The organism is Curtobacterium sp. MCBA15_016, from assembly GCF_001865105.1.
Classification (GTDB): Bacteria; Actinomycetota; Actinomycetes; order Actinomycetales; family Microbacteriaceae; genus Curtobacterium.
On record NZ_MJGR01000014.1, the window covers coordinates 48414 to 74365 of the forward strand.

Annotated in this window: 21 protein-coding genes and 1 tRNA gene; 15 read left to right on the top strand and 7 right to left on the bottom strand. The window is 71.2% G+C overall.

The window, feature by feature from the left end; genetic code table 11:
• Positions 1-26: 26 nt before the first annotated feature.
• On the bottom strand, positions 27-1403 hold the full coding sequence (locus BIV03_RS05935) for a zinc-dependent metalloprotease (RefSeq protein ID WP_070416680.1): 1377 nt from the start codon (positions 1401-1403) through the stop codon (positions 27-29).
• 106 nt (positions 1404-1509) lie between these two features.
• Here BIV03_RS05935 and BIV03_RS05940 point away from each other — a divergent pair, with 106 nt between their 5' ends.
• The 4 genes from BIV03_RS05940 (at position 1510) to BIV03_RS05955 (ending at position 7046) form a co-directional block, all read left to right on the top strand.
• A complete protein-coding gene (locus BIV03_RS05940) occupies positions 1510-2619 on the top strand; it encodes a PDZ domain-containing protein (RefSeq protein WP_071294995.1) in 1110 nt (369 codons plus the stop codon).
• A gap of 240 nt (positions 2620-2859) precedes the next feature.
• Positions 2860-5865, top strand: a complete 3006-nt coding sequence (locus BIV03_RS05945) for a UPF0182 family protein (RefSeq protein ID WP_175475737.1) — start codon at positions 2860-2862, stop codon at positions 5863-5865.
• A 64-nt stretch (positions 5866-5929) separates the two neighbouring features.
• Positions 5930-6006: transfer RNA gene (locus BIV03_RS05950), tRNA-Met, on the top strand.
• Positions 6007-6230: 224 nt separating this feature from the next.
• Positions 6231-7046 carry a carbon-nitrogen hydrolase family protein gene (locus BIV03_RS05955; RefSeq protein WP_071294996.1) on the top strand — a complete coding sequence of 272 codons (816 nt, stop codon included), beginning with the start codon at positions 6231-6233 and terminating at the stop codon, positions 7044-7046.
• A gap of 549 nt (positions 7047-7595) precedes the next feature.
• Here the strand turns inward: BIV03_RS05955 and BIV03_RS05960 are convergent.
• Positions 7596-8798, bottom strand: a complete 1203-nt coding sequence (locus tag BIV03_RS05960) for an aminotransferase class I/II-fold pyridoxal phosphate-dependent enzyme (RefSeq protein WP_071294997.1) — start codon at positions 8796-8798, stop codon at positions 7596-7598.
• Between the two features lie 192 nt (positions 8799-8990).
• Between BIV03_RS05960 and BIV03_RS05965 the strand changes: the two genes are divergently transcribed.
• The 5 genes from BIV03_RS05965 to BIV03_RS05985 all read left to right on the top strand — a co-directional run bounded on the left by BIV03_RS05965 (position 8991) and on the right by BIV03_RS05985 (position 15242).
• A complete protein-coding gene (locus BIV03_RS05965) occupies positions 8991-11021 on the top strand; it encodes a S1C family serine protease (protein ID WP_083403232.1) in 2031 nt (676 codons plus the stop codon).
• Positions 11022-11190: 169 nt separating this feature from the next.
• Positions 11191-12234 carry a glycosyltransferase family 2 protein gene (locus BIV03_RS05970; protein WP_071294998.1) on the top strand — a complete coding sequence of 348 codons (1044 nt, stop codon included), beginning with the start codon at positions 11191-11193 and terminating at the stop codon, positions 12232-12234.
• A 9-nt stretch (positions 12235-12243) separates the two neighbouring features.
• Positions 12244-13062, top strand: a complete 819-nt coding sequence (locus BIV03_RS05975; RefSeq protein ID WP_071294999.1) for a CDP-alcohol phosphatidyltransferase family protein — start codon at positions 12244-12246, stop codon at positions 13060-13062.
• Positions 13059-13967 carry a glycosyltransferase family 2 protein gene (locus tag BIV03_RS05980; RefSeq protein WP_071295000.1) on the top strand — a complete coding sequence of 303 codons (909 nt, stop codon included), beginning with the start codon at positions 13059-13061 and terminating at the stop codon, positions 13965-13967. The genes BIV03_RS05975 and BIV03_RS05980 overlap by 4 nt, the downstream gene beginning before the upstream one ends.
• Positions 13968-14009: 42 nt before the next feature.
• Positions 14010-15242, top strand: a complete 1233-nt coding sequence (locus BIV03_RS05985; protein WP_071295001.1) for a CDP-glycerol glycerophosphotransferase family protein — start codon at positions 14010-14012, stop codon at positions 15240-15242.
• A gap of 46 nt (positions 15243-15288) precedes the next feature.
• Here the strand turns inward: BIV03_RS05985 and BIV03_RS05990 are convergent, their stop codons facing one another.
• The 4 genes from BIV03_RS05990 to BIV03_RS06005 all read right to left on the bottom strand — a co-directional run bounded on the left by BIV03_RS05990 (position 15289) and on the right by BIV03_RS06005 (position 18035).
• On the bottom strand, positions 15289-15591 hold the full coding sequence (locus BIV03_RS05990; RefSeq protein WP_071295002.1) for a hypothetical protein: 303 nt from the start codon (positions 15589-15591) through the stop codon (positions 15289-15291).
• Between the two features lie 109 nt (positions 15592-15700).
• Complete coding sequence (locus BIV03_RS05995) at positions 15701-16471, bottom strand: ABC transporter ATP-binding protein (RefSeq protein WP_070416671.1); 771 nt, start codon at positions 16469-16471, stop codon at positions 15701-15703.
• Positions 16471-17271 carry an ABC transporter permease gene (locus BIV03_RS06000; protein ID WP_071295034.1) on the bottom strand — a complete coding sequence of 267 codons (801 nt, stop codon included), beginning with the start codon at positions 17269-17271 and terminating at the stop codon, positions 16471-16473. Before BIV03_RS06000 ends, BIV03_RS05995 begins: the two co-directional genes overlap by 1 nt.
• A gap of 68 nt (positions 17272-17339) precedes the next feature.
• A complete protein-coding gene (locus BIV03_RS06005; protein WP_070416669.1) occupies positions 17340-18035 on the bottom strand; it encodes an NTP transferase domain-containing protein in 696 nt (231 codons plus the stop codon).
• Positions 18036-18356: 321 nt separating this feature from the next.
• Between BIV03_RS06005 and BIV03_RS18665 the strand changes: the two genes are divergently transcribed.
• The 3 genes from BIV03_RS18665 (at position 18357) to BIV03_RS06020 (ending at position 21705) form a co-directional block, all read left to right on the top strand.
• Complete coding sequence (locus BIV03_RS18665) at positions 18357-19751, top strand: ABC transporter ATP-binding protein (protein ID WP_254790757.1); 1395 nt, start codon at positions 18357-18359, stop codon at positions 19749-19751.
• Positions 19727-21298 carry a hypothetical protein gene (locus tag BIV03_RS06015; RefSeq protein WP_071295003.1) on the top strand — a complete coding sequence of 524 codons (1572 nt, stop codon included), beginning with the start codon at positions 19727-19729 and terminating at the stop codon, positions 21296-21298. Before BIV03_RS18665 ends, BIV03_RS06015 begins: the two co-directional genes overlap by 25 nt.
• 146 nt (positions 21299-21444) lie before the next feature.
• Positions 21445-21705, top strand: coding sequence for a DUF3039 domain-containing protein (locus BIV03_RS06020; RefSeq protein WP_092384164.1), 261 nt, complete (start codon positions 21445-21447; stop codon positions 21703-21705).
• A 9-nt stretch (positions 21706-21714) separates the two neighbouring features.
• Here the strand turns inward: BIV03_RS06020 and BIV03_RS06025 are convergent, their stop codons facing one another.
• Complete coding sequence (locus tag BIV03_RS06025; RefSeq protein WP_083403234.1) at positions 21715-23049, bottom strand: nicotinate phosphoribosyltransferase; 1335 nt, start codon at positions 23047-23049, stop codon at positions 21715-21717.
• A gap of 583 nt (positions 23050-23632) precedes the next feature.
• Here BIV03_RS06025 and murI point away from each other — a divergent pair.
• The 3 genes from murI to rdgB are packed head-to-tail and all read left to right on the top strand — an operon-like array spanning position 23633 to position 25802.
• Positions 23633-24478, top strand: coding sequence for a glutamate racemase (gene murI / locus BIV03_RS06030; RefSeq protein ID WP_070419170.1), 846 nt, complete (start codon positions 23633-23635; stop codon positions 24476-24478).
• Entirely contained in the window at positions 24475-25212 is a 738-nt protein-coding gene (gene rph, locus BIV03_RS06035) for a ribonuclease PH (RefSeq protein WP_070416667.1), read from the top strand. The genes murI and rph overlap by 4 nt, the downstream gene beginning before the upstream one ends.
• Positions 25209-25802, top strand: coding sequence for an RdgB/HAM1 family non-canonical purine NTP pyrophosphatase (rdgB, locus tag BIV03_RS06040; RefSeq protein ID WP_070416666.1), 594 nt, complete (start codon positions 25209-25211; stop codon positions 25800-25802). Before rph ends, rdgB begins: the two co-directional genes overlap by 4 nt.
• Positions 25803-25952: the final 150 nt, after the last annotated feature.

The window sequence follows — 25952 nt, forward strand, 5'->3', positions numbered from 1 at the left end:
GGCAGGGACACCGGATCTGTGGAGAACTACTTCGGAGCGTCGCCCTCGTCGACGTTGCCGGACTCGTCCTCGCGCGGACGGTCACCGGTGGCGTCGTTGAGCAGGTCCTCGAGCGCCTTGTCGAACTCGTCGTCCTCGGCGGAGCGGCCGGGGTTGCGCAGCCGGGCCACGAAGGCGTCCGGCGCGTCGATGTCGTCCGAGGTCGGGACCGCGTCGAAGTGCGACCAGAGCGCGTCGCGCTGCTCGGTGCCGAGCTCGTCGGTGACCCGCTGCCACATCGCTGCTGCTTCGCGGAGGCGACGGGGACGCAGTTCGAGGCCGACGAGGGTCGCGAACGCCGACTCGGCCGGACCGCCGGCCGCACGACGACGACGGACCATCTCGGCGATCGCGCCGGACTTCGGCAGACGCTCGGTGGCGGCGGCGGTCACGGTGTCGACCCAGCCCTCGACGAGCGCGAGCATCGTCTCGAGGCGGGCGAGGGCGGCCTCCTGCTCCTCGGTGCGCGGCGGGATCAGGGCACCGGACGCGAGGGCGTCCCGGAGCTGCTCCTGGTTCGTCGGGTCGATCTCGGACGCGAGCTCCTCGACGCGGTCGAACGGGATGTGGATGCCCCGCGCGTAGTCGGTGATCGACGAGATGATGTGCAGGCGGAGCCAGCGGGCCGAACGGAACAGCCGTGCGTGCGCGAGTTCCCGGACGGCCAGGTAGATGCGGACCTCGTCCTCGGGGACGTCGAGTCCCTCGGCGAACTCGGCCACGTTCTGCGGCAGGAGTGCGGCGACCTGCTCGTCGAGGAGCGGCACGCCGACGTCGCCGCCGGACACGACCTCCTTCGAGAGCTGCCCGACGACCTGGCCGAGCTGGATCGCGAACAGTGCGCCGCCGACGCCGCGCATCGCCTTCGAGACGTCGCCGAGCATCGCCTTGAGCTGCTCCGGGGCACGCTGCTCGATCGCCTCGGTCAGGGCGTTCGAGATGCTCAGCGCCACGGGTTCGGCGATCTGCGCCCACACCGGCGTCGTCGCCTTCGCCCACTGCTCGCGCGTGTAGAGGCTCGGCGTCGCGGTGAGCTCGGCGACCGAGGTGGCCTCGTCCAGCCAGAGCGCCGCGACCTGGAACGCCTGGTCGGCCGCCTGCGAGGTCGCGGGGTCGACCGGGTGGCCGCCCTCACGAGCGATCGCGGTGGCGCGCTCGGACGCGACGGAGAAGTCGATGCCGTCACCGCCCGACTGCGCGGCACGCTGCAGCTGGCTCATCAGGTTCGCGACGAAGGCCGGGTCGTTCGGCAGTCCGGCGGCACCGGCGAGCTGCGACGGGTCGATCTGGCCCTCGCCGGAGAGGAGCTTCCGGAGCATCTCCTGGAAGTCGTCGTCCGGCCCCGGCTGCGGTTCATCAGGCATGACGACTACGCTAATCGCTGCTCACGGGGCCGCGCCTGGGACGCCCCCGTGGGAACGCCCGAACCGCTGCGCCGAGGGCGAACAGCCCCCGTGGAAGGACGTTCTCGTGACCCTCTTCGCCGCCGAGCCCCGCCGTCGTCCCCGTTCCCGGACCGTCGGCTGGGCGTTCGTGATCGGTGCCGTCGTCCTCGGGCTCCTCGCCAGCCTGCTGCCGAGCCCCTACCTGATCGAGGTGCCCGGCCCGGTGTACAACACCATCGGGACCCAGGAGCAGGGCACGGGCAAGGACGCGAAGCAGGTCAAGCTCATCCAGGTCGACGGCCACCCGACCTACCCCACCGCCGGCGCGCTCGACATGCTCACCGTCGGCATCCAGGGCGACGCCACGAACCGCCCCTCCTGGATGAGCGTCATCCGGGCGCTCTTCACGAAGTCCGAGGCGGTCATCCCGGCGTCCGCGATCTACCCCGAGGGCGTCACCACCGACCAGGTCAACCAGCAGGACACCGCCGACATGCAGCAGTCGCAGCAGTCCGCCGTGGCCGCGGCCCTCATCCAGCAGGGGTACGAACTGCCCACCGATCTCGAGGTCGGCACGGTCCAGAAGGGCTCGGCAGCCGACGGCGTCATCGAGAAGGGCGACGTCATCCGCTCCTTCGACGGGACATCGCTCACCGAGAACGCCGACGCCACCTCGCTCCGTGAGCTGGTCGCGAAGCACGGCACCTCGGGCCCGGCGACGGTCGTCGTCGAACGCGACGGCGCCGAGAAGACGGTCGAACTGACGCCGCGGAGCGAGCAGGGCACGGCCCTGATCGGCGTGGGCGTGACCGAGCAGTACGACTTCCCGTTCCGCGTCTCCATCGAGCTCCAGGACGTCGGCGGCCCGTCGGCCGGGATGATGTTCGCCCTCGGGATCATCGACGAGATCACGCCGGGCAAGCTCAACGGCGGCAAGCACGTGGCCGGCACCGGCACGATCACCGCCGACGGCGAGGTCGGCGCGATCGGCGGCATCCGGCAGAAGCTCTACGGCGCGAAGGACGCCGGCGCGACCGTCTTCCTCGCGCCGGCCCACAACTGCGGCGAGGTCGTCGGCCACGTCCCGGACGGACTCGACGTCTACAAGGTCGCCACGCTCGACCAGGCGGTCACCGACCTGCAGACGATCGCCTCCGGGAAGAGCACCGCGAAGCTCGCGCGCTGCACGTCGTAGACCCGGCCACGCGCTCCAGGCGACGTCCGCGGTCGTCGCGATCCGTGCCTCCCGAACCGTGTTCCAGGAGGCGCGACCCACCATCCTGAGTCTCCGTACAGTTTCAGGGGTGCTCGCGCCACATAGGATCGATGCACTGACGGCCCGCCGCGCCGGGCCCGCCGGTTCGACACGTCTGGAGCACATCAAGTGACGACAACCTCGTCCACCTCGGGGCGGCGTTCGCCGCGGGTCCCGATCGTGGTCACGATCATCGTGCTGGCCGCACTGGTGATCGCTTTCTTCATCTTCGCGAGCCTGTACACCGACTACGCGTGGTTCGCGCAGCTCGGCTTCCAGCAGGTCCTGACCACGCGGTGGATCGCCGGGACCCTGATGTTCCTCGCCGGGTTCCTCGGGATGGCGGTGCCCGTCTACGCGAGCATCGCGATCGCGTTCCGGTTCCGGCCGGTCTACGCGAAGCTCAACTCCCAGCTCGACCGCTACCAGCAGGTCATCGAGCCGCTGCGCCGTGCCGTCATGATCGGGATCCCGGTCGTGCTCGGCATCTTCGCCGGACTGTCGACCGCCGGCCGGTGGACCATGGTGCTCGAGTACTTCAACCGGACGCCGTTCGGCAAGACCGACCCGCAGTTCGGGCTCGACATCGGCTTCTACGTGTTCGAACTGCCGTTCTGGCGCGCGATCGTGGCCTACTCGTCGGCCGTGGTGCTCATCGCCGGGCTGGCCGCGCTCGCCGCGTGCTACCTGTACGGCGCGATGCGCTTCGGCGGGCGCGAGGTCCGGATCTCGAAGGCCGCGCGCATCCAGCTCGCGATCACCGCCGCCGTCTACGTCGCGCTGCAGGCCGTGAGCCTCTGGCTCGACCAGTACGCCGCGCTGACGAAGTCGAACTCGCTCATCACCGGTGCGCAGTACACCGAGGTGAACGCCGTCATCCCGGGCCGCGAGATCATGGCGGGCATCGCGGCGATCGTGGCGATCCTCTTCATCGTGACCGCGGTCATCGGCCGCTGGCGCATCTCGATCGTCGGCACCGGGCTGCTGCTCGTCGCGGCGATCGTCATCGGCGGCATCTACCCGTGGATCGTCCAGCGCCTGCAGGTGAAGCCCTCGGAGCGGACGTTCGAGTCCGCGTACATCGAGCGGAACATCAAGGCGACCCGTGACGCCTACGGTGTCGCGGGCGTCCAGGAGCAGAACTACGACGCGACGACCGAGGCGAGCTCCGGCGCCCTCGCGCAGGACGCCCAGACGACGGCGAACATCCGCCTGATCGACCCGAAGATCGTCTCGGACACCTTCAGCCAGCTGCAGCAGTACCGGCAGTACTACCAGTTCCCGAAGGAGCTCGACGTCGACCGCTACGACGTCAAGGGCGAGACCGAGGACACCGTCATCGCGGTGCGCGACATCGACCTCGACGGCCTCAGCGCGCAGGCGAACACCCCGTACAACCGTGCCTTCGTCTACACGCACGGCTACGGCGTGACGGCGGCGTACGGCAACCAGCGCGCCAGCGACGGCAAGCCGGTGTTCCTCGAGTCGGGGATCCCGTCCAACGGTGCCCTCGGCGACTTCCAGCAGCGCGTGTACTTCGGCGAGACCTCGCCGGCGTACTCGATCGTCGGTGCGCCGAAGGGCTCGAAGAACGTCGAGCTCGACTACCCGTCCGGCTCGGACGAGAACGACGACAGCGGCGGCAACGCCACGACGACGTACGCCGGCGACGGTGGTCCGAGCATCGGCAACTTCTTCAACCGGCTCGTCTACGCCGCGAAGTTCCAGTCCGAGCAGATCCTGCTGTCGAACGCCGTGAACCAGGACTCGCAGATCCTCTACGACCGCGACCCGATCACGCGCGTGCAGAAGGTCGCGCCGTACCTGACACTCGACAACGACGCGTACCCGGCGATCGTCGACCACCGCATCCAGTGGGTCGTCGACGGCTACACGACGAGCGACGCGTACCCGTACTCGCAGAGCCAGAGCCTCTCCGACACGATCGCGGGTGCCGAGAGCTCGGCGTACCGGACCGACCAGGTCAACTACATCCGGAACTCGGTGAAGGCCACGGTCGACGCGTACACGGGCAAGGTGACGCTCTACGCCTGGGACACCAAGGACCCGGTGCTCAAGACGTGGCAGAAGATCTTCCCGACGGCGACGAAGCCCGTGTCGAGCATGAGCGCGGAGCTGCTCGACCACGTGCGGTACCCGACCGACCTGTTCAAGGTGCAGCGGTCGATCCTCGGCACCTACCACGTCACGAACGCGAACTCGTTCTACTCGGGTGACGACGCCTGGAACGTGCCGCAGGAACCGACCTCGGGGACGAACGACACCGACACCTCGGACGCGTCGACCACGACCAACTCGGGCACGAACGCGCTCGGGGCGACCACCACGACGACGGCCAAGGGCAACCTGCAGGACCCGTACTACCTCACGATGAAGGTGCCGGGGCAGGGGACCGCGTACACGCTGTACACGACCTACATCCCGCAGCAGTCGGCCGGGGCGAACAACCGGAACGTGCTGACCGGGTACCTCGCGGTGGACTCCGATGCCGGAGGCGCGGGGAAGGGCAAGAAGGGGTCCGGCTACGGCAAGCTCACGCTGTTGACGATGCCGAAGACGGACAACATCCCCGGGCCCGGTCAGGTGCAGAGCCTCTTCAACGGTGACTCGACCGTCTCGCAGGAGCTGAACATCCTGAAGCGCGGGAACTCGACCGTGAAGCAGGGCAACCTGCTCACGCTCCCGGTGGGTGGCGGCTTCCTCTACGTGCAGCCCGTGTACGTGCAGTCGACGTCGAGCGGCTCGTACCCGCTGCTGCAGAAGGTGCTCGTGGCGTTCGGCGACAAGATCGCGTTCGAGGACACCCTCGACGAGGCGCTCAACAGCCTCTTCGGTGGCGACTCGGGTGCGTCGGCCGGTGACTCCGGTGCGTCGGGTGGCTCGGGTGACTCGGGTGCGTCGTCGGGTTCCGACTCGGGGTCGTCGGACTCCGGGTCGTCGGGTTCCGACTCCGGTGCGTCCTCGGGCTCGTCCGGCTCCGGCTCGACGTCGGGCTCCGGCACGGTCGACAACGCGGCGCTGCAGAAGGCCCTGAACGACGCCAAGCAGGCGCTGCAGGACCGCCAGGACGCCTACGCGGACAACGACCTGGTCGCCGCCGCCGAGGCCGACCAGCGGCTGCAGGACGCGATCCAGGCCGCCACCGAGGCCGAGGGCGGGAACTAGACACACCGTGGCGGGGCACTCGATTTGTGCCCCGCCACGGCCCCGTGTAGGCTGTTCAACGTGCCGCGGGGTGGAGCAGTTCGGTAGCTCGCTGGGCTCATAACCCAGAGGTCGTAGGTTCAAATCCTGCCCCCGCAACCAAGCGTCACAGAGAAGGCCCCGGTCCAGTCGGACCGGGGCCTTCTTCGTGTGCGCGTGCTGGCGTGCTGGCGTGCTGGCGTGCTGGCGTGCTGGCTGGTGCGGTGCCGGTGGGCGCGTGTGCGGGTGGGCGGCGCCGAGTCTCGGCCGGGCGGACAGTTTCGCGCCCGCACTGCGCGAGGAACGTCCGCGGAGCCGAGTCTCGGGGCGCCCGGTACGCTCGGCGGATGGGCACCCTCACCGTCGCCGCGGCGCAGTTCGCACCCGTGGACGACCCCGTCGCGAACCTCGAGACCGTCCGCGCCGCGGCAGTCGACGCCGCCGCCCGACACGCCGACCTCCTCGTCACGCCGGAGTACACCTCGTACTTCACCGCCGAGATCGACGACCGGTTCGTGGCCGCCGCCCAACCGCTCGACGGTCCGTTCGTCACCGGTCTGCAGGCCATCGCCCGCGAGGTCGGCATCGCCCTCGTCGTCGGCGTCGCCGAAGCCGCTGACGTCCCGGACCGCTTCCGGAACACCCTCGTCGCGGTCCTGCCCGACGGGTCGATCGCTGCGACCTACCGGAAGGTGCACCTCTACGACGCGTTCGGCTCGAAGGAGTCGGACCACATCGAGTCCGGCGACCCCGAACAGCTGCCGGTGTTCGAGCTCGGCGGGCTGCGCGTCGGCCTCGAGACCTGCTACGACCTGCGGTTCCCCGAGGTCACCCGGCGCCTGGCCGCACCCGAACACGGCGCCGCCGACGTCGTGGTCCTGCCCGCCGAGTGGGTCCGCGGCCCCGGCAAGGAGCACCACTGGAGGACGCTGCTCACCGCCCGTGCCATCGAGAACACCGTGTGGGTGGTCGGGGTGGGACAGACGCCGCCGATCGGCATCGGAGGCTCGGTCGTCCTCGACCCCTCGGGCGTCGCGGTCGCCGCTGCCGGGGCGGTCCCGGGGATGCTCGTCGCGGGGATCGACACCGCCGTGACGGACGCCGTGCGCCGCACGAACCCGTCGCTGGCGCTCCGCCGCTACGAGGTCACGCCCCGCCCCTGACCCGCGCGGCGTTGGGCGGGCGAAGTGTGCGCATTTGCGCCCCCGCGAGCGGGCGAAATGCGCCGCTCGGCAGGCGCGAGCGGGTCCCATTCCGCCCGCTCGCCCTGGCGCTGGTGCCGAGCGGGCGAAACGTGCCGCTCGGCAGGCGCGACCGGTGTCGATTCCGCCCGCTCGCTTTAGGGCGCGGTGGCGCCCGTGCCGAGCGGGCGAAATGTGCGGGCCTGGAGGCGCGAGCAGCGTCGATTCCGCCCGCTCGCGTTGGGGCGCGGTGGCGCCCGTGCCGAGCGGGCGAAATGCGCCGCCCGGCAGGCGCGGGCGGGCACTTTTTCGCCCGCTCGCGTCGGGGCGCGGCGGCGCTCGCGGCGAGCGGGCCAAATGCGCCGCTCGGCAGGCGCGGGCGGGCACTGTTTCGCCCGCTCGCGGTGGGGCACGGTGGCGCTTGTGCCGAGCGGGCGAAATGCGTGGGCCTGGAGGCGCGGGTCGGGTTGATACCGCCCGCTCGCGGTGGCGGGCGGGCGGGTCCGGTCCGCCCGCCCGCCCGCGGGGGAGTCAGCCGCGCAGGGCGAGACCGGCTAGCCGAGCGGCGGCGTCCTCGAGCACCGAGCGCCGCTTGCAGAAGGCGAACCGCACGAGTGACCGGTAGCCGTCGGCGTGATCGGGTCGGACGAACGCCGAGACCGGGACGCCGACCACCCCGGCGAGCTCGGGGAGCTGCAGGCAGAACGCCCGGGCGTCCTCGTACCCGAGTGCGGCCGTGTCGGCGATGACGAAGTACCCGCCGTCCGGGCGCATCACCTCGAAGCCGGCCGCTCGGAGTCCGGCGGCGAGGAGGTCGTGCTTGGCGGACAGCTCGGCGGCGATGCCAGCGAACACGCTGTCCGGCAGCCGGAGTCCGGTCGCCACCGCGGGCTGGAAGGGCGCGCCGTTCACGAACGTCAGGAACTGCTTCACGGTGGTGATCGCGTCGACGAGCGCCGGTGCCGCCGTGAGCCAGCCGATCTTCCAGCCGGTGGTGCTGAAGGTCTTCCCAGCGCTCGAGATGGTCACGGTGCGATCGGCGGCACCGGGCAGGGTGGCGATCGGGACGTGCGGGACGTCGAAGGTCAGGTGCTCGTACACCTCGTCGGTGACGATCACGGCGTCGTACTTCGTGGCCAGTTCGACGATCGTGGTGAGCACCTCCGTCGGGAGGACACGGCCGGTCGGGTTGTGCGGGGTGTTCACGAGCACCGCACGGGTCCGGTCGGAGAACGCGGCGCGGAGGGTGTCCTCGTCCGGGAGGAAGTCGGGCGCCCGCAACGGCACCGTCACGTGGGTCCCGCCGGCGAGACCGATGAGCGCGCCGTACGCGTCGTAGAACGGTTCGAAGGTGATGACCTCGTCCCCCGGCTCCACCAGGGCGAGGAGTGTCGCGGCGAGGGCCTCGGTCGCGCCGGCGGTGACGAGCACCTGGCGGTCGGGATCGACCTCCAGGCCGTACCACCGGGCCTGGTGCTCGCTGATGGCCGCCCGGAGGTCCGGGGTCCCGCGTCCGGGCGGGTACTGGTTGACGCCATCGCGGATGGCTGCGACCGCTGCCTCGAGGACCTCGGCGGGACCGTCCTCGTCCGGGAAGCCCTGCCCGAGGTTGACCGCGCCCGTGGCCGCCGCGAGCGCACTCATCTCGGCGAACACCGTCGGCGCGGGGACGCCGTCCGGGCCGAGGAGCATCGCTCCCTCTGCTGCTCGCAACCAGGGTCCTGCGTGACGCATGTGGTTCCCTCCGAGGTGTCGACCGCACTCGCGGCGCTGAACGGACCCCAACCTAGCGGCCGGGCCGAGGGCATCTCGGGAACGGCCGCACAGCCCACGCATAAGATCGCCATAGGTCGCTTGCAGCGTCACCAGGAGCACCGCTCAGGTGGGTGCGACAGACTGCACGAGCTTGAAAGGAGCACGTCCAGCATGACCGACACCACGCCCAACGGGCAGGGCGACGACATCCGTCCGGACGACGCGGCCGCGAAGGCCGCATCCGAGGACGCTTCGCCGAACGACTCCGAGCACTTCGACCACGCGTTCCGCGACGACGCTCCGAGCAGCGATGCTCCGACGAGCGACCGTTCGCCGAACGACGGCTCCGCGGACCACACCGACGTGATCGCTCCCGCGAGCGACACCGATGTCATCGCGGCCTCGAACGACCACCCGACCGACCGGTACACGGCGCCGTACCCGACGGTGTCCCAGCACGACTCCGACGCCGGCCAGGCGAGCCAGTACGGTCAGACGAGCCAGTACGGCCAGCCGGACCAGAACGGCCAGCCCAACCAGTACGGCCAGACGAGCCAGTACGGCCAGGCGCCGGCCGGGTACGGTGCGCACGGCACCCCGTACGGCACCGACCACGCGCAGCAGTCCCAGTACGGCCAGCAGCAGTACGGCCAGCAGCAGTACGGCCAGGACCAGCAGCAGTACGGCCAGTCCCAGTACGGCCAGCAGCAGTACGGGCAGCAGTACGGCCAGTCGCAGTACGGACAGCAGGCGCAGTACGGCCAGCAGCCCCGCTACGGCGAGTACGCCCAGCCGACCTCGGCGCCGGCATCGGCCTCCGAGTCCGCCGGAGCCCCGTCCGCCCAGGCCCCCACGAGCGCATTCGGCGACGTCGACGGCTCGAACCAGCGCAACGGCCACTACTTCGACACCGGAGCCGCCGGGGCCGCCGGAGCAGCAGGCGCAGCCGGAGCAGCGGGCGCCGGAGCAGCAGCCACCGGCCGCCGCACCGGCACCGGCCGCGGCCGCCTCGCCCTCCCGATCATCGCCGGCGTCGTCATCGCGGGCCTCGTCGGCGGCGGCGCCGGCTGGCTCGCCGCGTCCAACACGCAGGGCGGCAGCAACGTCGTCGGGTCGTCGAGCGCGCAGGGCGGCGGCAACCTCACCGTCAACGACTACAACAACGCCACGGTCGTCACCGCGGTGGCCGCGCAGGCGACCCCCTCGGTGGTCACGATCAACGTCTCGTCGAGCAGCGAGGCCGGCACCGGCTCCGGCGTCGTCTTCAGCAAGGACGGCTACATCGTCACGAACACCCACGTGGTGACGCTCGACGGCGACAGCTCCAACGGCACGATCACCGTGACCACCTCGGACGGCAAGATCTACCCGGCGAAGCTCGTCGGCACGGACCCGACGGTCGACCTCGCGGTCATCAAGATCGACGCGACCGACATGAAGCCGATCAGCTTCGCGGACTCGTCCGACCTCAACGTCGGCGACACCGCGGTGGCGATCGGTGCACCGCTCGGCCTGTCGAACACCGTGACGGACGGCATCGTCTCGACCCTGAGCCGCAGCATCCAGGTCACCTCGAGCGCTCCCACCGAGGGCGGCGACTCGAACGAGGGCGGGAACGGCTCGAGCGGCGGTCCCTTCGACTTCTGGGGCAACGGCGGCAACGGCAGCGACTCGTCGACGAACAGCACCGTCTCGCTGCCGGTCATCCAGACCGACGCGTCGATCAACCCCGGCAACTCGGGTGGTGCGCTGCTCGACTCCAAGGGCAAGCTCATCGGCATCAACGTGGCCATCGCGAGCGCGGGCAGCTCGTCCGACTCGTCGTCGAGCCAGTCCGGCAGCATCGGCGTCGGCTTCTCGATCCCGTCGAACCTCGTCAAGCGGGTCGCGAACGAGATCAAGGACAACGGCTCCGCCACGCACGGGCTGCTCGGTGCGACCGTGGGCGACGCCGCCGAGGACGCGAACGCCACGCAGATGGGCGGCCTCATCAAGTCGGTGTCGTCCGGTGGCGCGGCTGCCAAGGCCGGCCTGCAGAAGGGCGACGTGGTCACGAAGATCGGCTCGGCGACGGTGTCCGACGCGACCGACCTCACGGCACAGGTGCGGTACTTCGCCGGTGGCGCGAAGACCACGATCACCTTCATCCGTGGCGGTGAGACGCGCGAGGCGGACGTCACGCTCGGTACCTACAAGGGCTGACGCGACCAGCGACGGACGGGAGGCGCGGTGCCAGCTGGCACCGCGCCTCCCGTCCGTCTGCCGGTCGCCCCGACGACCCGCGGCGACTTGATAGGCTCAGGGTCGCTCTTGCGGGGCGGCACCGTCCGCGGTGCGTCCCGTGCACCCAGGTGAGGACCCCGAGGTACCGATGCAGACAGACGGACAGCCCCTGCCGGGCGTCTCGTACGTGATGCCCGTCCTCAACGAGGTCACCGAGGTCCGGGCAGCCGTCCAGAGTCTGCTCGAGCAGGACTACTCCGGTCCGTTCGAGGTCATCCTCGCCCTCGGCCCGTCGATCGACGGCACGAACGAACTCGTCGCCGAGATGAGCGCCGCCGACCCCCGGATCCGCGCGATCGAGAACCCGGCCGGCTCCACGCCCGCCGGGCTGAACGTGGCGATCCGCGCGTCCGTGCACCCCGTCGTGGTCCGTGTCGACGCGCACTCGGTGCTGCCGCAGGACTACACGCGGATCGCCGTGCGCGTGCTGCAGGAGTCGGGCGCGGACAACGTCGGCGGGATCATGCGCGCCGAGGGGCGGACCCCGTTCGAACGCGCCGTGGCGCTGGCGTACGGCAGCCGCGTCGGGCTCGGTGGCACGCCGCACCACGTCGGCGGCCAGGCCGGTCCGGCCGAGACGGCGTACCTCGGTGTGTTCCGGCGTGACCGACTGTTCGAGGTCGGGCTGTTCGACGAGGGCATCAAGCGCGGCCAGGACTGGGAGCTCAACCGGCGCCTCCGGCAGACCGGTGGCACGGTGTGGTTCACCCCGGAGCTCGTCGTCACGTACCGCCCGCGGCCGAGCCTGAAGCGTCTGGTCCGGCAGTTCGTCGCCACGGGGCTGTGGCGCGGCGAGCTCGCCCGCCGGTTCCCCGCCAACAACGGCCTGCGCTACTTCGTGCCCCCGGCCATGGTCGCCGCGATGGCGCTCGGCATCGTCGCCGGCATCGTCGGGATCATCGGTGCCGCACTCGGCACCGGGGCGGCGTGGGCGCTGCTCGGCTTCGTGGTGCCCGCCGTCTACATCGTCTTCGTCGTGCTGGGGGCCCTCGCGGTCGCCCGGCGGTCGGGGCTGCCGACGCTCCTCTGGCTCGTCGTGGTGCTGCCGTGCATCCACGTCGGGTGGGGACTCGGCTTCATCATCGGCTTCCTGACCCGGACGTCCGAGCTGACCACGCACACGGGACGGTGACCTGACCTCTTGACCGATGACACGACCGGCCGCGGGAACGCCCGCCCCACCTCGATCGCCGAACTCCGTGCCGTCGCCCAACCGGACGAGGTCCGTTCGCGGGCGAACGCCGAGCACTGGACGGCGTCGCTCTACCTGCGGGACGTCTCGCCGTACCTGACGTGGGTGCTGCTGAAGACCCGCGTGACGGCGAACCAGGTGACCGGCCTGATGATCCTCGTCGGGTGGAGCGTCGCTGCCGCCCTGCTCATCCCGGGCATCTGGGGCGCGGCGCTCGCGCTCGTGCTCGGGCAGCTGCAGATGCTCGTCGACTGCTGCGACGGCGAGGTCGCCCGGTGGCGGGGGACCCGCTCGCCCGCCGGCGTGTTCCTCGACAAGGTCGGGCACTACACGACCGAGGGACTCATCCCCATCGCACTCGGTGTCCGTGCGGCTACGTGGCCGATCCACGGCGCGGACTGGATGTGGACCACGATCGGTTGCGCGCTGGGGCTCGTGATCGTCCTCAACAAGGCGCTCAACGACATGGTGCACGTCGCACGGGCGAACGCCGGGCTCGACAAGCTCGTCGACCGTCGCGACGCCGGCACCGCCCCGTCCGGACGACGGCTCGCGACGCTGCGTCGCGCCGCGCGGTTCCTGCCGTTCCACCGCCTGTACCACTCGGTCGAGCTGAGCATCCTCGCGTTCGTCTTCGCGCTGCTGGCGCTCGTGATCGGTCATCCCCTGGCCGACCGGATCCTGGTGGGGGCGCTCCTGCCGCTGGCGGTCCTGGCGACGTTCGGGCACTTCGTGGCGATCATCTCGTCGAAGCGGGTCCGCGGGTGACCCCGGGCACGCTCCGTCGTCACGCGGTCCCGCACCGCGAGCGGCCCCGTGTCGCCGTGGTGAGCCTGTCGCAGGGGACCCGCCCGGACGACCTGCGTCGTGGACTCGAGAGCGTGCTCGCGCAGCAGGACGTCGACCTCGACGTGGTGTGCGTCGGCAACGGCTGGGAGCCGACCGGTCTGCCCGAGGGCGTCCGGGCGCTGGCCCTGCCCGAGAACGTGGGCATCCCCGCCGGGCGGAACGCCGGGGCCGAGGTGGTCGACGGCGACTACGTGTTCTTCCTCGACGACGACGCCTCGGTGCCGTCGGAGACGTTCCTGCGCGACGCGATCGGCCTGTTCGAGCGCGATCCGTCGCTCGGTCTCGTGCAACCCCGGGTCGTCGACCCCACCGGCGCTGCGAACCCGACGCGCTGGATCCCGCGGATCCGCAAGGGCGAGCCCGACCACTCGTCGCCGGTGTTCTCGGTGTGGGAAGGGGCGGTCGTCCTGCCGATGGACGTGTACCGCGCGACCGGCGGCTGGGGAGCGGAGTACTTCTACGCGCACGAGGGCATCGAGCTCGCGTGGCGCGTGTGGGATGCCGGCCGACGGACCTGGTACGCCGGGGACCTCGTCGCGCACCACCCCGCGATCGACCCGGCACGCCACACCGAGTACTACCGGCTGAACGCCCGGAACCGGGTCTGGCTGGCTCGGCGCAACCTGCCGGCGGTGCTCCGACCGCTGTACGTCGGGTCGTGGGCGGCGATCCAGGTCGCGCGCTGGTGGCGACACCCGCAGCGGCTCGCCACCTGGTTCGGTGGCGTCCGCGAAGGCTGGCGGAGCGACTGCGGCCCCGTGCACGTGATGGGCTGGCTCACGATCGGCCGGATGACGCTCGCCGGCCGTCCGCCCGTCGTCTGACCCGCCCGCACCGAACCGTCCCCGGACCCAGGAAGAGAGACCATGCCGATCATCAGTGACGCGCGCACGGCCCTGCGGCTCGCCGACCGCCTGCTCAAGTCGCGACGCAGCCGTCGTGAACTCGCACGCCGACTGCCGTCGGTGGCGGCCCCTGCTCCGGGCACCGTGGAGATCGCCGTCTACTTCGCCGACGGCCCCGTGAACATGTACCAGGTGCGGCAGTGGTACGCCCCCCTCGCCGAACTCGCGGCGACCCACCCGGTCGCGATCATCGCGCGGAGCCCCGGCACCATGCTCACCTTGCTCGACGAGTCCCCGGTGCCCGTGGTCTACGCGCGCCAGGTCGTCGACCTCGAGCAGTTCGTCGAGCAGCAGGCCCCGAAGATCGTCTTCTACGTCAACCAGAACGCCCGCAACTTCCAGATGATGCGGTACGGGCGCATGTGGCACGTCTTCGTGAACCACGGCGAGAGCGACAAGATGTACATGACGACGAACCAGTTCAAGGCGTACGACTACGCGCTGATCGCCGGTGACGCCGCTCGTGGACGGCTGTCGGACGCCCTGTGGGACTACGACCTGGATGCCCGGACGATCTCGATCGGTCGCCCGCAGGCCGACCACTTCGCCGGCGCCGCGCCGTACCCGGCCGACGACCGCACGGTCGTCCTCTACGCGCCGACGTGGGAGGGGGACCGCGCAGCGGCCGCCTACGGGTCGATCGCGAGCCACGGCACCACGATCGCCGAACGGGTGCTCGCGTCGCCGACGCACCGGCTCGTCTACCGGCCGCACCCCCGCAGCGGTGTGCGCGACGCCGCGTACAAGGCGGCGCACGAGCGGATCGTCGCTGCCATCGCGAGCGCCAACGCCGCCGACCCGGGCGCCCACCACGTGTACGACGACGGTGCCGAGCTGGGGTGGCAGCTCGCCGGAGCGGACGTGGCGATCACGGACATCAGCGCGATGATCTACGACCGGCTGGCCGTGGGCAAGCCGCTCATCGTGACCCGGCCGGTCTCGCCCGAGGCGGACGTCGACGAGCGCGGGTACCTGAGCGACGCCAACTGGTTGACGGCGTCCGATGCGCAGGACGTCGTCGCGCGGGTCGACGCCGCGGCGAACGACGCCGCCGAGCTCGCGAAGCTGCAGCACTGGGTCGAGCGGTACTTCGGGGACACGACGCCGGGGGCGGCGACGAGGCGGCTGCACGACGCGGTCGAACGGCTGCTCGCCCGCTGGCAAACCGTCGCGGCAGCGCGCGGCGAGGACTGAGGGACCGACCCGGACCCACCGGACGGCGGTGGCACGACGAGGACGGTCAGGCAGCACGGGCGTCGCCCACGAGGGACATCCGCCAGAGGTACTCGGAGCGGTCCGGTCGACGCCAGCGGACGATCACCACGCCCGTGTCGTCGGCGGTGGCGCCGAACACGGCGATCGAGAGCGACCGACCCGGTTCGAGCCGGTGCACGGCGAGCGGCGGGCAGTAGCCGGTGCCGAGGTGGGTGAGCGTGATGCCGTCGACGGGTTCGTCGCCGGTGTTCAGCAGGTCGTAGCGGCGCGGAGCACGGGAACGGTCGATCGAGAACGGGACGGGGTAGGCCGGTGTCGGGTGGTGCATGCCGTCAACCTAGGGTGAGGGTCTGACGTCCGGGGGCCGGTTCGGCTCGGGGGAGGGGCGGCTGTGGAGAGCGGCCCTGGGGACCCTGGTTGTGGACGGGGATCGGTGGTCAGACGGCGTAGTCGGACGAGTACCGCTGCAGAGCTTCCTCGATCGTGCCGTCGAGCTGCAGGCGACCCTTGTCGAGGTACAGCCCACGCTCGCAGAAGCGGCGGAGGTCCTTGTCGCTGTGCGAGACGAAGAACAGCGTGCGGCCACCGGCGAGGAGTTCCTCGATCCGCTTGTAGCACTTCTCGCGGAACCCCTTGTCGCCGACCGCCAGGACCTCGTCCACCAGGATCACCGGTTCGTCGAGGCGCGAGATGACCGCGAACGCGATGCGCACCTTCATGCCGCTCGACAGGTGCTTGTACGGGGTGTCGACGAAGTCGCCGATCTCGGCGAACTCGATGATCTCGTCGAAGGCGTCGCGGATCTCCGCCCGGGACATGCCGTGCAGTCCCGCCGTGAGGTAGACGTTGTCACGGACCGAGAGGTCTCCGACGAAGCCACCGGTGATCTCGATCAGGGGTGCGACCCCGGCGCCGACGTGGATGCGTCCCTCGTCGGGGAGCATGACCTGGGCCACGAGCTTCAGCAGGGTCGACTTGCCCTGACCGTTGCGGCCGACGACCCCGATCGCCTCACCCGGGCGGACGTCGAACGACACACCCCGGAGCGCCCAGAACTCGTCCGCGCGCTTGCGGCGGTTGCTGCCGGCGAAGAGGTCCTTGAAGCTCCGGCTCGCCCGACGGTTGCGCTTGAACCGGATGCCGGCGTCGCGGACGGAGATCACGGGGGCGACCGTCGCGCTGCGGCTGGTCTGCTCGGTGGCGGTCATCACAGCTCCTTCAGGACGCGGTGCTCGCTGCGGCGGAACACGACGAGTCCGATCGCGAGGACGACGACGGTGACGACGACGGAGACCCCGACCTCGAACCAGTTCAGCTGCGACGGGAAGAACGCCGCGCGGTAGATGCCGAAGATGCCGCTGAGCGGGTTGAAGGCCGCGAGGTCGTGCAGCTTGTCGGGCAGTGCCGACGTGGCGTAGATGATCGGCGATGCGTAGAAGAGGAACCGGAGCACGAGCTTCACCGCACGCTCGAGGTCACGGAAGAAGACCACGAGCGGCGCGACGATCAGGCCGAGCCCGTACACGAGCGCGCACTGCAGCACGATCGCGAGCGGGTAGAGCGCGATCTCCCAGTGCCAGTGCGCCCCCGTCGCGATCGCGAACACGGCGAGGACCGGCAGGCTGAGGAGGAACTCGATGCCCTTCGACGCCGTGACCCGGGCGACCCAGATGCTGCGCGGGATCGTCGTCGACCGGATGAGCTTGGTCTCCTTGATGAACGCCCGCGTCGAGTCCGAGACGGCACCGGTGAACCACATCCACGGCAGCAGCGCCGACAGCAGGAACACGATGTACGGCTCTTCGCCGACCGACCCGCGGTGGAACACCTGCGTGAAGACGAACCAGTAGATCGCCGACATCACGAGCGGGTCGAGGATCGACCAGAAGTAGCCGAGCGCCGAGGTCGAGTAGCGGACGCGGAGGTCTCGGATCGTCAGCAGCCAGAGGGCATGACGATAGCGCCGACCGGCGCTCCGGGACGCCGCTGGTGCGGCAGCCGCGGGCACGGTCGGCGCACTCGCTGTGGTCACGGTTTCCCTTCGGGCGGAACCGCCGAGGGGGTCTTGACGCTGGTTCAGGCGAACAGGTTGTTCGCGCGCTCGAGGTCCTCGGCGAAGTCGATCTCGACCGCGTAGAGGTCCGAGATGTCGATCGGGCTCCAGAGTAGCCCGTCCTCGGCGATGGCAGCCTCGATGCCGCCCTCGAAGTACTCCTGGTCGTCGACGCGACCGAGCTGGCGGATGAGCGCCTGCTTGTCCTTCGACGACACGTAGTTGATGCCGACGGCTTCGCCGAGACCACCGACGACCTGCTTCGACAGCTTGTGGATGAAGCCCTCGGCGTCGACGGTGTACTTGACCTCTTCGTCGGAGACCTTGTCGGTGTTGACGCTGACGAACGAGCGGTCCTCGTCGATCATGTCTGCCGCACGCACCAGGGCACGCGGGTCGAAGACGACGTCGCCGTTCATCCAGAGCACACCGCCCTTGCCCGTCGCCTTGAGGGCGCGGAGCAGGCTCTTCGAGGTGTTCGTGGAGTCGTAGGACTCGTTGTAGACGAAGTTCGCCTCGGGGAAGGCCTCGACGATGTACTCCGACTTGTAGCCGACGACGATCGTGACGCGTGCGCTCGAACCGAACGCCGCACGGATGTTGTCGAACTGCTGCTGCATGATGGTGCGGCCGTCGCTCAGTTCGGTCAGCGGCTTCGGCAGGCTGCGCCCGAGGCGGCTGCCCATCCCCGCTGCGAGGATGACGATCTGCGTGGTCATGCTGGTCCCTTCTGGTGTCCGCCCGCGCGCCCTGGGGCACGGGCGGGCCTCGTCGAGTGTGCTCCCGGAAGATCCGATCTGCCCGGGAAGACCGCCGTCTCTGCGCGCATTCGCAGGGAGGGATCGTCACGGGGACACCGGCCGGGGCAGGTTTCCAAGTGGTGAACACTTCGTCGTGCCTCGGTGAATGATACGGAACGACCCTCCGCCGGGGTACGGTCTCGGCCGCTTCGTGCTCAATTCGTGACACAGCGCCGGGGATTCGGGACACCGCGCCCGAGGCGTCCCCCGCTGTCCGGTGAGCGTTGGTACGGTGGGGCGGTGGCCGCAGCAGCAGGGGACGACGACGACGTGTACGCCACGTCGGACGCTGCCTGGCTGACCGAGGAAGCGGACGTCGACACCGAGGCCGAAGCGGCCGCCGACGGCGACGACGACACCGCGGACGACGCTGCCACCGAGGACGACGACGCCACCGCGGCGGGAGACGCCGCTGACGACGACATGGGGGACGGGGATGCACACGACGCCTCCGCTGAGGACACGATGACCGACGACACGACGGCCACCGAGACGACGGAGACGGAGACGGGGGCGGACCGCGTCGCCGCGCAGGCGGTGGCGCCGACGACCACCGGTCGCCGCCCTGCCAAGGCGCGCGGCGGCAAGGGACGTGCCACCCGCCCGACGCAGACGGCGGGGACGACCGGCACCGTGCCTCCTGGACCGCGCGACGGGGCGGACGAGACGGACGCGACCGCCGGCACGGACGCAACCGACCGCGCGACCCCGACCGACCGCGCGACCCCGACGGACACCGCAACCGCCACGGACCCCGCAGCGGACACGGCAGCAGCCGACACCGCAGCGGACACCGCAGCGCCCGACACCAAGTCCGCGAAGAAGCGCCCGAGCGGCACGAAGCGCCCCGCGCCCACGGCCAAGCAGCCCCAGCAGCCCGTCGTCCTCCGTGCCGACGGCCTCGTGAAGCGCTACGGCCAGACCCTCGCCGTCGACGAGGTCGACCTCGAGATCCGCCAGGGCTCGATCTTCGGCGTCGTCGGCCCGAACGGCGCCGGCAAGACGACCACCCTGTCGATGGTCACCGGACTCCTGCGCCCCGACGCCGGCAGCGTGACCGTACTCGACCACGACGTGTGGGCCGACCCGACCGCCGCCAAGCGGGACCTCGGCGTGCTGCCGGACCGGCTCCGGCTGTTCGACCGGCTGACCGGCGCGCAGCTGCTGTACTACTCGGCGACCCTCCGCGGGCTCGACGGTGCCACCGCGCGCAAGCGCAGCAGTGACCTGGCCGAGGCGTTCGGTCTCGGCGAGGCGCTCGGCCGTCAGGTCGCCGACTACTCCGTGGGCATGGCGAAGAAGATCGCCCTCGCGGCGACGCTCATCCACTCGCCCCGGGTGCTCGTGCTCGACGAACCGTTCGAGTCCGTCGACCCGGTCAGCGCAGCGACCATCACCGAGATCCTCCGTCGCTACACGCGCGGGGGCGGCACGGTGGTGCTCTCCAGCCACTCCATGGAACTTGTGCAGCGCACGTGTGACTCCGTCGCCATCATCGTCGGCGGCAAGGTCCTCGCCTCCGGCACGATGGCGCAGGTCCGCGGGCGCAAGAGCCTCGAGGACAAGTTCGTCGAACTCGCGGGCGGCCGCGTCGTGGCAGAGAGCATGGAATGGTTGCACAGCTTCTCCGGCTGAGGGCGGACCTGCTCGCGGGCGAGGTCCGCGGGAGCGCCCGCCGGTCGGTCCTCGTCGTGCTCGGCAGCCTCGCGGGACTCGTCGCCGCGGTGCTCGTCGCGATCGAGGTCGTCGGACTCCGTGACGCCGCACCCGAGGTCGCGCGTTCGGTCGTCGTGCCGGTCGGCACGCTCATCGCCTTCGCGTTCACGGTCGTCCCCCTCGTCGTCGGGCGCGGCGACCAGTTCGATCCGCGACGCTTCACCGTGTTCGGCATCGGCCGACGCGACCTGGCGGTCGGGCTCGGCGTCGCCGGACTCATCGGGGTCCCGGTCGTCGCGGTCGCCGTCGTGGCCGTCGCGCAGTCGGTCGCGTGGATGCGCGGTGCGGGTGTCGGCGTCCTCGGCGTCGTCGCCGCCCTCCTCGCCATCGCCACGTGCGCCCTGCTCATCCGCGTCGGCAGCGCCGTCGGTGCGTCCCTGATCGGACCGCACCGGTCGCGGGACGCCGGCTGGCTGGTCGCGCTGGTCATCGTCGTGCTGGCGATCCCGGCCGTCTCGCTCCTGCTCCGCGTCGACTGGCTCGACCCGGCCGGCGCCGAGATGCAGCGCGTCGCCGACATCGCCGGATGGACGCCGTGGGGCGCCGCCTGGGCCGTCCCGGCCGACGTCGCGAGCGGCCGTGTGGGCGAGGGCATCGTCAAGCTCGTCATCGCGGTGGTCGTCGTGGCCCTGCTCGGCCTCGCCTGGTGGGCCGTGGTCGGCCGGGCGCTCGAGACCGTCGACGGCCGTGCGCGGACCCGTCGGTACCGGGGCCTCGGATGGTTCGACACGCTCGGCTCCACGCCCGTCGGCGCGGTGGCGGCACGGGCCCTCACCTACTGGGGACGCGACCCGCGGTACCGCGCGTCCTACCTGATCATCGTGTTCGTCCCGCTCGTCGTCATCCCGCTCGGGGTGGCCGGCGTGCCGTGGCACTGGACCGCCCTGGTGCCGCTGCCGCTGATGGCGCTCATCGCGGGCTTCCTGCCGCACAACGACGTCTCGTACGACAACACCGCGGTGTGGCTGCACGTCGCCTCGGGAGCCCCGGGCTGGAGCGACCGACTCGGTCGCCTCGTGCCGGTGCTCACCGTGGGCATCCCCGCACTCGTCGCCGGCTCGTGGGTCTCCGCGTGGCTGTTCGGCGACTGGACGGCCTTCCCGCTGCTGGTCGGCGTGAGCACGAGTGCGCTCCTGTCCGGCCTCGGGCTGTCGAGCGTCGTGTCCGTCCTGCTGCCGTACCCGACCGTCCGACCGGGCGACCACCCCTTCCAGCAGCCGCAGGCCGCCGGCGTCCTCGCCTCGGTCGCGCAGTCGTCGATGGTGGTCGGGATCCTGGTCTGCTCCGTCCCCGCGGCGTGGCTCGCGGTGCTCGCCTTCGTCGACGGCCCGGAGCCGTGGGGGATCCTGACCCTCGTCGTCGGGGTCCTGGTCGGCGTGGTCGTGCTGGCGGCGGGCGTCGCGATCGGCGGTCGCCTCTTCGACCGCCACGGGCCGGACCTGCTGGCCGCAGCGCAGCGCAATTGAGCCGGGTCGCCTCCAGGGGTGACCACCTGACGGCCTGGAGGCGCGGGTCGACCCCGCCCCGCGCCTCCAGGCCGTCACGGGTCGGCCACGCCCCCCGCGCGTCGCGGACCGTCGCGGCGCGCGCCCGGTCGTCGTACCCTGGACGCATGAGCATGACGGAACCCGGTGGCGGCCTCGACGTGATGGACCGCGAGCTCGAGAAGCTCCTCGAGGAAGAGGCGATCGAGCCCGGCGACCACGAGCGCTTCTCGCACTACGTCAAGAAGGACAAGATCCTGCAGTCGGCCCTGACCGGCAAGCCCGTCAAGGCGCTGTGCGGGAAGAAGTGGATCCCCGGGCGCGACCCCGAGAAGTTCCCGGTCTGCCCCGACTGCAAGGCGATCTACGAGAAGATGAAGGCGGAGTGACGCCGACGCTCAGATGACGAGCGTGGGGATGGCCGGGTCGCCCCGACCGATGCGCGACGCGTCGGCGGGCAGCTCGGCCTTCGCCATCTTGTGGTGCGCGCGGGCCGCTTCGACGCCCTGCACGCCGAGGAACGCCGGGTCCACCTCGCCGTTCGTCACCACGGGGACGAGCAGCGGGCGCTCGTCCGGCCCGACCTGACCCGTGGTCAGCACGACCTCGGCGGTGGCGATGCCGTTGCGGAGGCGGCGGCCGGCCTGCTTGCGTCCGCCGACGGTGGCCTTCTCAGCCGACTTCTTCGCGACCGGGACCCAGCCGGCGTCGGCCGCACCGGCGTCGGCCGCGTCGCGGTGGCTCGCGTCGCGGTGGCTCGCGTCGCGGTGGGCGACGAGCTTGAAGACCATGCCCGCGGCCGGGTGGCCCGATCCGGAGACCACCGAGGTCCCGACGCCGTAGGAGTCGACCGGCGCCGCGCGGAGTGCCGCGATCGTGTACTCGTCGAGGTCGTTCGTGACCGTGATCTTCGTGTCGGTCGCCCCGAGCCGGTCGAGCTGTGCGCGGACGGACGCCACGACGGACGGCAGGTCGCCGCTGTCGATGCGGACGGCGCCGAGCTTGCCGTCGGTGAGCCTGACCGCGGTGTCGACCGCGGCCTCGATGTCGTAGGTGTCGACGAGCAGCGTCGTGCCGGTCCCGAGGGCGTCGATCTGCGATCGGAAGGCGTCCTCCTCCGAGTCGTGGAGGAGCGTGAACGCGTGCGCCGCGGTGCCCATCGTCGGGATGCCCCAGGTGCGCCCGGCCTCGAGGTTGCTCGTCGCCCCGAAGCCCGCGATGTACGCGGCCCGGGCGGCGGCGACGGCGTTCCACTCACCCGTGCGCCGGGAGCCCATCTCGGCGAGCGGACGACCGTCAGCAGCGGAGACCATGCGTGCGGCGGCACTCGCGATCGCGCTGTCGGCGTTGAAGATGCTCAGCGCGAGGGTCTCGAGCACGACGGCCTCGGCGAAGGTGCCCTCGATCTGGAGGACGGGGGAGTTCGGGAAGAAGACCTCGCCCTCGCGGTAGGCGCGGATGTCCCCGGTGAACCGGTAGTCGGCGAGGTACGACGCCGTCCCGGCATCGATGACGCCGCGGTCGCGCAGGAACGCGATCTCGTCGTCGCCGAACCGGAAGTCCGTCAGCGCGGTCAGGAACCGGCCGAGGCCCGCGGCGACACCGTAGCGGCGCCCGTCCGGCAGGCGGCGGGCGAAGACCTCGAACACGCACCGGCGGTCGGCCGTGCCGTCCTTGAGGGCCGCGTCGACCATGGTGAGTTCGTACTGGTCCGTGAGGAGCGCGCTGGTCACCTCTCCGACACTAGTGTCGCCCGGGCTCGGAGGTACGGATCCGCCGGCCGGCGCGCGCGAGCGGGCGGTACGTGCCGGGTCGGCGCGGCGGGCGGTGCGTGTTCCGCCCGCTCGCGGGTTGGGTGGGTCCGCGCGAAGGCGAGCGGGCGGTACGTGCCGGGTCAGCGCGGTGAGCGGTGCGTGTTTCGCCCGCTCGCGGGGTGGGGGTGGCCGCCTGGAGGCGCGGGGCGGACTGGCGGGGGCGGGTCGCGCCTCCTGGACGGGCGGCTTCCGCGAGCGGGCGGATTCTGTCGGGTCGTCGCGGCGGGCGGTGCGTGTTCCGCCCGCTCGCGGTCGGGGCCGGTCGCGCGCGAAGGCGAGCGGGCGGTGTGTGCCGGGTCGGCGCGGCCAGCGGTGCGTGTTTCGCCCGCTCGCGGGGTGGGGCGCCGCCTGGAGGCGCGGGGCGGCCTGGCGGGGGCGGGGCGCGCCTCCTGGACCGGCGGCTTCCGCGAGCGGGCGGTATGTGCCGGGTCGTCGCGGTAGGCGGTGCGTGTTCCGCCCGCTCGCGGGGCGGGCGGGCCCGCGCGCTCGGTACGCTGGTGTCGTGACGGATGCACCGATCGGAGTCTTCGACAGCGGGGTCGGCGGACTCACGGTGGCCCGCGCCATCATCGACCAGCTGCCACGCGAGAGCATCCGGTACGTGGGCGACACCGTGCACTCGCCCTACGGCCCGAAGCCCATCGCGGACGTCCGTCGCTACGCGCTCGAGGTGATGGACGACCTCGTCGAACAGGGTGTGAAGGCCCTCGTGATCGCGTGCAACACCGCTTCGTCCGCGGTGCTCCGGGACGCCCGCGAACGGTACGAGCAGGCGTACGGCATCCCCGTCGTCGAGGTCATCCAGCCCGCTGCACGCGCCGCCGTCAAGCAGACCCGCACCGGACGCATCGGCGTGATCGGCACGGTCGGCACCATCGCGTCGCGCTCCTACGAAGACGCCTTCGCGGTCGCGTCGGACATCAGTCTGAGCCTCGCGGCATGCCCGCGCTTCGTCGAGTTCGTCGAGGCGGGGGACACCTCCTCCCCAGCGCTCCGCGAGGTCGCTGCGGGCTACCTCGCACCGATCCGCGCAGCCGACGTCGACACGCTCGTCCTCGGGTGCACCCACTACCCGCTCATGTCCGCCGCGATCCAGTACGTGATGGGTCCGGACGTGACGCTCGTCTCCAGCGCCGAGGAGACCGCCAACGACGTGTACCGACGACTCGTCGAGCACGGGCTCGAACGCACTGCCACCGAGCCGCCGACCTACTCGTTCGAGGCGACCGGCGACGACAAGAACGGCTTCATCCGACTCGCCCGACGCTTCCTCGGCCCCGAGGTCTCCAGCGTCGGCCACCTCCAGACCGGGGCCATCACGCTGCCCCGCATCGAAAGGACCCCATGAGCGACACGCTCCGCATCGACGGCCGCACCGCGACCGACCACCGTCCCGTCACGATCGAGCGGGGGTGGAGCACGCAGGCCGAGGGCAGCGCGCTCATCTCGTTCGGCAACACCAGGGTGCTCTGCACCGCGTCCTTCACGAACGGCGTCCCGCGGTGGCTCGCCGGCAAGGGCACCGGCTGGGTCACCGCCGAGTACTCGATGCTGCCCCGCTCGACGAACGAGCGCATGCAGCGTGAGTCGATCAAGGGCAAGGTCGGCGGGCGCACGCACGAGATCTCCCGCTTGATCGGCCGGTCACTGCGCGCGGTCGTCGACACGAAGGGTCTCGGCGAGAACACGCTCGTCATCGACTGCGACGTGCTCCAGGCCGACGGCGGCACCCGCACGGCGTCGATCACGGGCGCGTACGTCGCGATGGTGGACGCGATCGAGTGGGGGCGCGACCGCGGGTTCGTGGCGAAGAAGGCGACCCCGCTGCTCGACAGCGTGCAGGCCATCTCCGTCGGGATCGTCAAGGGCGAGCCGATGCTCGACCTCGCGTACACCGAGGACTCCGCCGCCGACACCGACATGAACATCGTCACGACCGGGTCGGGCAAGTTCATCGAGGTGCAGGGGACCGCCGAGCACGCACCCTTCGACCGCGACGAGCTCAACGTGCTGCTGGATCTCGGGCTCGCGGGCAACCAGTCCCTCGCGGCGATCCAGAAGTCCGTGCTGGGGCTCGCGTGACCTCCCGCACGGTGGTCCTGGCGACGCACAACCAGGGCAAGGTCGTCGAGCTGCGCGAGATCCTCGGGTCGGCGCTGGGCGACGGCGTCGAGCTCGTCGGGTACGACGGCCCGGAGCCCGTCGAGGACGGGGACACCTACGCCGCGAACGCCCTCATCAAGGCCCGGGCGGCGGTCGCGCACACGGGGCTCCCGGCGCTCGCCGACGACTCGGGCATCGCCGTGGACGCGTTGGACGGTGCTCCCGGCATCCACTCGGCGCGGTACGCCGGCACGCGGGTCGACGCGGACAACATCGCGCTGCTGCTGCGGAACCTCGACGGGGTCGTCGAGCGCACGGCGGCGTTCGTGTGCGCCGCGGCGTTCGTCACGCCGGACGGCACCGAGCACGTGGTCGAGGCGGTCTGGAACGGCGAGGTCACGACCGAGCCCATCGGCGACGGTGGGCACGGGTACGACCCGGTCTTCCGGCCGGACGACGCCGACCGGACGTCGGCGGAGCTGACGCGCGAGGAGAAGAACGCGCTGTCGCACCGGAGCAAGGCGTTCCGCGGGATCGCGCCGGTGGTGCGGGAGTACTTCGGCGTCTGACGCGCGGGCGCGCGGGCGCACAACCAAAGACAACCCGAGCCACGTCGCGACGTGGCTCGGGTTGTCTTTGGTTGGGCGAGGGACCGGCGTCGCCGCGGGTGTGCGGTGAGCGGGCGGAATGTGCCGCGCGGGGGCGCCGAGGGGGACGTA

Excerpts from the sequence above, each read along its gene's own strand:
- BIV03_RS05960 (WP_071294997.1), bottom strand. The coding sequence starts at position 8,798 with ATGCGTCACGCAGGACCCTGGTTGCGAGCAGCAGAGGGAGCGATGCTC.
- BIV03_RS06020 (WP_092384164.1), top strand. The coding sequence starts at position 21,445 with ATGAGCATGACGGAACCCGGTGGCGGCCTCGACGTGATGGACCGCGAG.
- BIV03_RS05955 (WP_071294996.1), top strand. The coding sequence starts at position 6,231 with ATGGGCACCCTCACCGTCGCCGCGGCGCAGTTCGCACCCGTGGACGAC.
- BIV03_RS06015 (WP_071295003.1), top strand. The coding sequence starts at position 19,727 with ATGGTTGCACAGCTTCTCCGGCTGAGGGCGGACCTGCTCGCGGGCGAG.
- BIV03_RS05935 (WP_070416680.1), bottom strand. The coding sequence starts at position 1,403 with ATGCCTGATGAACCGCAGCCGGGGCCGGACGACGACTTCCAGGAGATG.
- BIV03_RS05990 (WP_071295002.1), bottom strand. The coding sequence starts at position 15,591 with ATGCACCACCCGACACCGGCCTACCCCGTCCCGTTCTCGATCGACCGT.
- BIV03_RS05985 (WP_071295001.1), top strand. The coding sequence starts at position 14,010 with ATGCCGATCATCAGTGACGCGCGCACGGCCCTGCGGCTCGCCGACCGC.
- BIV03_RS05995 (WP_070416671.1), bottom strand. The coding sequence starts at position 16,471 with ATGACCGCCACCGAGCAGACCAGCCGCAGCGCGACGGTCGCCCCCGTG.
- BIV03_RS06005 (WP_070416669.1), bottom strand. The coding sequence starts at position 18,035 with ATGACCACGCAGATCGTCATCCTCGCAGCGGGGATGGGCAGCCGCCTC.
- rph (WP_070416667.1), top strand. The coding sequence starts at position 24,475 with ATGAGCGACACGCTCCGCATCGACGGCCGCACCGCGACCGACCACCGT.
- BIV03_RS05965 (WP_083403232.1), top strand. The coding sequence starts at position 8,991 with ATGACCGACACCACGCCCAACGGGCAGGGCGACGACATCCGTCCGGAC.
- BIV03_RS05970 (WP_071294998.1), top strand. The coding sequence starts at position 11,191 with ATGCAGACAGACGGACAGCCCCTGCCGGGCGTCTCGTACGTGATGCCC.